The following is a 5508-nucleotide window of genomic DNA, read 5'->3' as shown; positions in this document are numbered from 1 at the left end:
CAGAATAAAAAACCGACAAGACAGGGGGATTTACCCATCATGAACGCAGCAATTAGACTTTTCAAACACCATCTACCATCTACCATCTACCATTTACCCTCTACCCTCTTATCACGCATCGCCAGTCGCTAAGCCAACTAGATGTTCGATTTTCCGCAGACTCGGATCTCCGGCGAGATAGCCGATGCCGCGATGTAAATGCAGCCGAAATTGTGCCGCCAAAACTTCTGGCGTTAGTTCCAATCCATCTTGGTAACATCGCTGTTTGAGCGCGAGAATGGCAATATCTGCCAATTCACCACCAAATACCCGCCAGCTCATTTCCAGGTTACTATCGGCGGGAATGGGGATCGGTGATGGTGGCGTGGCTTCTGCTAAAGAGCGAAAAAAAGCCCAGCGACAGAGGATATTCCACTGCTCGATTTTAGTCGATTTTTTGAGCTTAACTAATTGGTCTTTAGCAGTTTGGGACAGTTTAATGTTATTTATAGGGGGTTCCATCGTCGTCATTTACTAAATATTAGATTGAGTACTTGAGATGGGATTACCTGGGAGGCAGTGTTTAAATACACACGCTCGGGGCTACAGGACGATTTACCAAGCATCTACTAACTATGTCCACAGTTCAACGCAAAGCCGAACATATTCGGATCTGTCTAGAATCAGATGTCCAGTTTCACACTCAAGGCAGTGGATTCGATCGGTATCAGTTCAGTCACAGTTGTCTGCCAGAATTAGATTACCAAGATATCGACCTGAAGACCAAATTTCTCGGCAAAGAGCTAGGCGCACCAATTTTGATGTCCTCCATGACTGGGGGGACAGCCCAAGCCAAAGAGATCAATTATCGATTGGCGGAAGTAGCACAGGAGTATAAACTGGCGATGGGTGTCGGATCTGTGCGCGTAGCCATCGAGCAACCTCAAGTCGCCGACACTTTTCAAGTCCGCCAAATTGCACCCGATATATTATTACTCGCCAATCTGGGTGCCGTCCAGCTCAATTATCGCTATGGGATCGATGAATGTGCGCGAGCGGTAGAATTCTTGGGTGCCGACGCCCTGATTCTGCACCTCAACCCCCTTCAGGAGTGCATTCAACCCCACGGGGATACGAATTTCAGGGGATTACTCGATCGAATTGCTACCGTCTGTCAGCGGCTGTCTGTCCCCGTCATCGTCAAAGAGGTGGGCAACGGGATTTCGGCACCGATAGCCCAGCAATTAATCTCCGCTGGCGTTACTGGCATCGATGTCGCGGGTGCTGGTGGGACTTCCTGGGCAAAGGTGGAGAGCGAACGCGCTCAAACTGCCCTGCAACGACGACTCGGCGAGACTTTTGCCGATTGGGGCATTCCTACGGCTACCTGTATCGCTACGATTCGCGACATCGCGCCTACGCTCCCGCTCATTGCCTCCGGCGGATTGCGAAATGGCTTGGATGTCGCCAAAGCCATCGCCCTCGGGGCAGATCTGGGGGGTTTGGCATTGCCGTTTCTCCAAGCTGCGGACATCTCGACACCCGCCGTCGCGGAATTAGCGGAGATATTAATGGCAGAAATCCAGACAGTATTATTTTGTACCGGAAATCAAAACCTGTCGGCGTTACGACAATCCGATTGTTTGCAGCCACTCTGATAATAAGAGCGAGTTTATTTACGCAAAAGCAGTTAAAGATTGGTAGATCGGTAGGTTCGATCGAGAAATCTGGGCATAATGAAGACTCTTACCCTGGAAAATTGAGAATTACTGTTTCGACAACTGTAAGAATACCATCACGATCGAGTCTACCGATCTACAATTTAATTATTGGCGCGAACCTCACAATCCTCCAATAACTAAACTGTATAAAAAAATACTAAAGCTACGCAATAAACCCTAGTTGTCATCCAGCTTGGCTCCAGACTAAAACTTTATTTTTACAATTACTACCTCACTTTTATCTGACGAGACGCAGGGGTCTAAGTCCCCATCTTAATAACCCAATTCTCAATTCTCAATTCTCAATTCTCAATTAATTTAAATATTTCATATGCGTCAATTTCTCAAGCAAGCCTTGGCTAGTACGATCGGTAGTCTCCTCGGCTTAAGTTTATTTTCAGCAGTATCATTGACTTTAGTAACGATAACGATCGGTGCGCTGATTCAGAGTGCTGCTAATAACGAAACTATTAAAGTCCCCGAAAAGTCGATTTTGACGCTCGACTTATCCCGATCGATCGTCGATCTCAATCCAGGTAAAAGCTTGCAAGAAACCCTCGCAGGCGATGCCACTCGCGTGACAGAATTAAAAACTGTTTTAAATGCGATCGATGCTGCGACCAAAGATAAACGGATTGTCGCTATTTATTTAGATGGTAGTAAAGGCAAACAAGCTAATACGGGATTTGCTACGCTCAAAGAAGTCCGGACTGCCCTAGAGCGATTTCGAGCCGCTGGCAAACAAATTATTGCCTACAATGTCGATCTGGATAAACGCGATTATTATCTATCATCAGTTGCCAATCGGATCTTTATCAATCCGATGGGTTCGGTCGATATTAATGGTTTTCGCTCGGAAACGATGTTTTTTAAAAACGCTTTTAATAAATATGGGATCGGCGTAGAAGTCGTCCGAGTTGGTAAGTACAAATCTTTTGGCGAAGCTCAGACTTTAGCTAAGTTTAGTCCTGAAGCCAGACAAGAAACTCAACAGTTATTAAATAATCTCTGGAATGAATTCAAAACTGCGATCGGCACCAGTCGGCAACTAACACCTGAATCGATCCAAAAAATGGCAGACGATCGCGGGATGTTAACCGCCGCCCAATCGATTCAAAATAAACTAGTCGATCGCACTGCTTATCTAGATGAAGTTTTAGCAGAACTCAAGAAAATTAGTGGTGCTGATGAAGAAGATAAAACTTCTTACCGCAAAATCAGTATCGGTGACTATGCCCAAACCGCGAATAAAACATCAACCAGTTCCAGTCGTAAAATCGCGGTAATTTATGCCCAAGGTAATATCGTCAGCGGTGAAGGATTGCCCGGACAAATCGGCGGTGATAGCCTCGCGCGTCAAGTCCGCGAATTGCGATTGGATAAAGATGTCAAAGCAGTAGTATTGCGAGTTAATAGCCCCGGTGGTAGTGCTTTAGCTTCAGACATCATTCAGCGGGAAGTGCGACTATTGCACAAAGAGAAACCCGTAATTATTTCGATGGGCGATGTTGCCGCATCTGGCGGTTATTGGATCTCTACTTATTCTAATAAAATCTTTGCCGAATCGAATACAATTACCGGATCGATCGGCGTAATTAGTATCAATTATAACTATCAAAAACTAGCTAATAATAATGGCATCACCTGGGATGTCGTCAAAACATCAAAATTAGCTGATAGTACGACGCTCGCCCGACCCCGTACTCCTCAAGAGTTGGCAATTTCTCAACAGATGGTTAATGATATTTACGATGATTTTCTCAATAAAGTTGCCGAATCTCGGAAGTTGCCAAAAGAAAAAGTTGCCGAAATTGCCCAAGGGCGAGTTTGGTCGGGAACTGATGCTAAAAAAATCGGCTTAGTCGATGAAATCGGTGGACTTAATGACGCGATCGCCCATGCAGTAAAAACTGCTAAATTAGGTAAAGATTGGGAGCTAGAAGAATACCCTGTCGTAGAAAGCTGGGAAGAGAAACTAATTAAACAATTTGGTGGAAGCCAAGAAATTCGCTCGCTCCAGAGTCAAGATCCCCTCACTACCGAATTGCTCAAAGTCAAAACCGAACTGAATGCCCTCAAAAGCTTCAACGATCCTCACGGTATTTACGTCCGTTTACCATTCAACTTTAAACTAGATTAGAATGAGCTTAGTAGCGCATAACATCAGTCAAATCTGTCAGACGATCGCACCAAAAAATCTCAGTGCCTAATTACCCTCGAATCGGCAAATATTCATAATTAAGCATCAGTAAATCCGAGCGTTACCCCTGAACACATCATGACTTTTACTTTGTTCGGTCGTTGGCAAATTCGCGTGTTGTTAGTGGCGACAATCGGGCTGTTGCTTACCATTCTCATGGTACTCCGATCGAGTCCAGCGATCGCCGGACAAACTTTACTAACCTTAATCTATCTGGGCATATTTGGACTAGCCTGGGATTTTGGCTATCATCAGCTCCAGCGGTTTCGCTGGGATGGCGACTGGAATGGCTTATTACAGTTCGGCGCGGCGGTATGGGAAGGGTTATTTTTGGTAACGATTATTAAAGTTATCGGCTTACCAGGAATCGATCGAGCCAACTTTAATATCCCTGGGTTTATCGGGTTTTATACTAGCTTTAGTCTATTGAGTGCGATCGTCACTCATTCGCTTCTGCGTATCCTCTCTCCCTATTCGCGCTTCAATGGGGGACAATGGTTTTAGGTTAGGGGATAGGGAATAGGGAATAGAGAATGAATAGTTGACTATTGAATCTCCCCGTCCCCAAGTCCCCAAGTCCCCCAGTCTCCCAGTCTCCCCCTCTCCCCCTCGCTTCCTCCCATGATAATTCGTACTTTCATCACTTTTACCGTCGCGATCGCTTTATCGATGTCTACGTGGCTGTTTGCCCCCGCAGCTTTCGCAGTTACACCCATCCCATTGTCAAATGTTGGTTACAAGGATTGTTCGGCAGAAATGTCTAAAGGTGCGGTGAGTAGCGGTGGCGTGACTCAAGATGCGCTGTGTTTCTTGATTACTGGCAAAGCCGAAAACAAATCGGGTAAGACAGTCTACGATGCCGATGTCTACGGACGGATTTACGACGCAGACAATAACAATGTCTTGCCAAATCGGGGACGAGTGGGTTTAATCGAGCAGGTACCACCAGGAATTAATGATTTTGAAATGCGAGTTACGGTGCCATCGAGTGCGACTCTACCGCTGCAATTGAAGAAGTTTAAAGCTTCTGGGTTTACTACTAAAATCAGACAGTAATCTCAACCAGTGCAACCGGATATAGAAAGCAAGATTCAAACAATTAATAGTCGTGGAGCCTAAATTATGACTACAACCTCCTCAAAAACTATCCCATTATTAGAAAATGGCGACAGACTCACTCGCCATGAGTTCGAGCGACGTTATACTGCGATGCCTTATCAAAAAAACGGGAGTAATAAAGCGGAATTAATCGAAGGAATTGTCTACATGGCGTCACCGTTACGTTTTGAATCTCATGCTAAACCTCATGGAAATATCATTGGCTGGTTGTGGAACTATTCAATAATTGCCACAGAGGAAGTAACGCTAGGCATCGAGCCAACAGTCCGCCTCGATCTAGATAATGAATATCAACCTGATGCGGTGATGTTTATGCCAGGTAGAGGGGCGAGAATTACTGAGGACGACTATATCGAAGGTTCGCCAGAATTAGTCGTTGAAATAGCAGCTAGTACAGTCTCGATCGATCTTCATGACAAGAAAGCTGCATATCGTCGAAATGGCGTGCAGGAGTATATTATCTGGCGAACTTTGGATCGAGAAATCGAT

6 protein-coding genes are annotated in these 5508 nt (G+C 45.3%); 5 read left to right on the top strand and 1 reads right to left on the bottom strand.

The annotated features are described in order from the left end of the window. Nucleotides 1-111: 111 nt before the first annotated feature. The gene (dndE, locus tag RMO52_RS11270) at nt 112-501 is read right to left on the bottom strand and encodes a DNA sulfur modification protein DndE (protein ID WP_396134953.1); all 390 of its coding nucleotides are present in this window, start codon (nt 499-501) and stop codon (nt 112-114) included. Between the two features lie 113 nt (nt 502-614). On the opposite strand from dndE, the gene fni reads away from it, so the two are divergent. The 5 genes from fni to RMO52_RS11245 form a co-directional block, all read left to right on the top strand. Next, nucleotides 615-1637: a type 2 isopentenyl-diphosphate Delta-isomerase gene (gene fni / locus RMO52_RS11265; RefSeq protein WP_309744722.1), complete on the top strand. Its 1023-nt coding sequence runs from the start codon at nt 615-617 to the stop codon at nt 1635-1637. 394 nt (nt 1638-2031) lie between these two features. Next, complete coding sequence (gene sppA, locus RMO52_RS11260; protein WP_310414088.1) at nt 2032-3840, top strand: signal peptide peptidase SppA; 1809 nt, start codon at nt 2032-2034, stop codon at nt 3838-3840. Nucleotides 3841-3978: 138 nt separating this feature from the next. Further along, nucleotides 3979-4404 carry a hypothetical protein gene (locus RMO52_RS11255; RefSeq protein WP_309738010.1) on the top strand — a complete coding sequence of 142 codons (426 nt, stop codon included), beginning with the start codon at nt 3979-3981 and terminating at the stop codon, nt 4402-4404. A gap of 117 nt (nt 4405-4521) precedes the next feature. Then, a complete protein-coding gene (locus tag RMO52_RS11250) occupies nt 4522-4956 on the top strand; it encodes a hypothetical protein (RefSeq protein ID WP_309738012.1) in 435 nt (144 codons plus the stop codon). A gap of 66 nt (nt 4957-5022) precedes the next feature. Then, the coding region (locus tag RMO52_RS11245) for a Uma2 family endonuclease (protein ID WP_310414083.1) at nt 5023-5508 on the top strand (486 nt) is incomplete at its 3' end.

The sequence above is a fragment of the Chamaesiphon sp. OTE_8_metabat_110 genome, assembly GCF_031382685.1.
In the GTDB taxonomy this organism is placed as follows: domain Bacteria; phylum Cyanobacteriota; class Cyanobacteriia; order Cyanobacteriales; family Chamaesiphonaceae; genus Chamaesiphon.
The sequence above is the reverse complement of the archived record's forward strand: the minus strand, read 5'-3'. Positions and strand labels throughout refer to the sequence as shown.

What these genes read in the sequence shown, in the direction of transcription:
- RMO52_RS11250 (WP_309738012.1), top strand. Translation starts at nt 4,522, where the DNA reads ATGATAATTCGTACTTTCATCACTTTTACCGTCGCGATCGCTTTATCG.
- fni (WP_309744722.1), top strand. Translation starts at nt 615, where the DNA reads ATGTCCACAGTTCAACGCAAAGCCGAACATATTCGGATCTGTCTAGAA.
- sppA (WP_310414088.1), top strand. Translation starts at nt 2,032, where the DNA reads ATGCGTCAATTTCTCAAGCAAGCCTTGGCTAGTACGATCGGTAGTCTC.
- RMO52_RS11255 (WP_309738010.1), top strand. Translation starts at nt 3,979, where the DNA reads ATGACTTTTACTTTGTTCGGTCGTTGGCAAATTCGCGTGTTGTTAGTG.
- dndE (WP_396134953.1), bottom strand. Translation starts at nt 501, where the DNA reads ATGGAACCCCCTATAAATAACATTAAACTGTCCCAAACTGCTAAAGAC.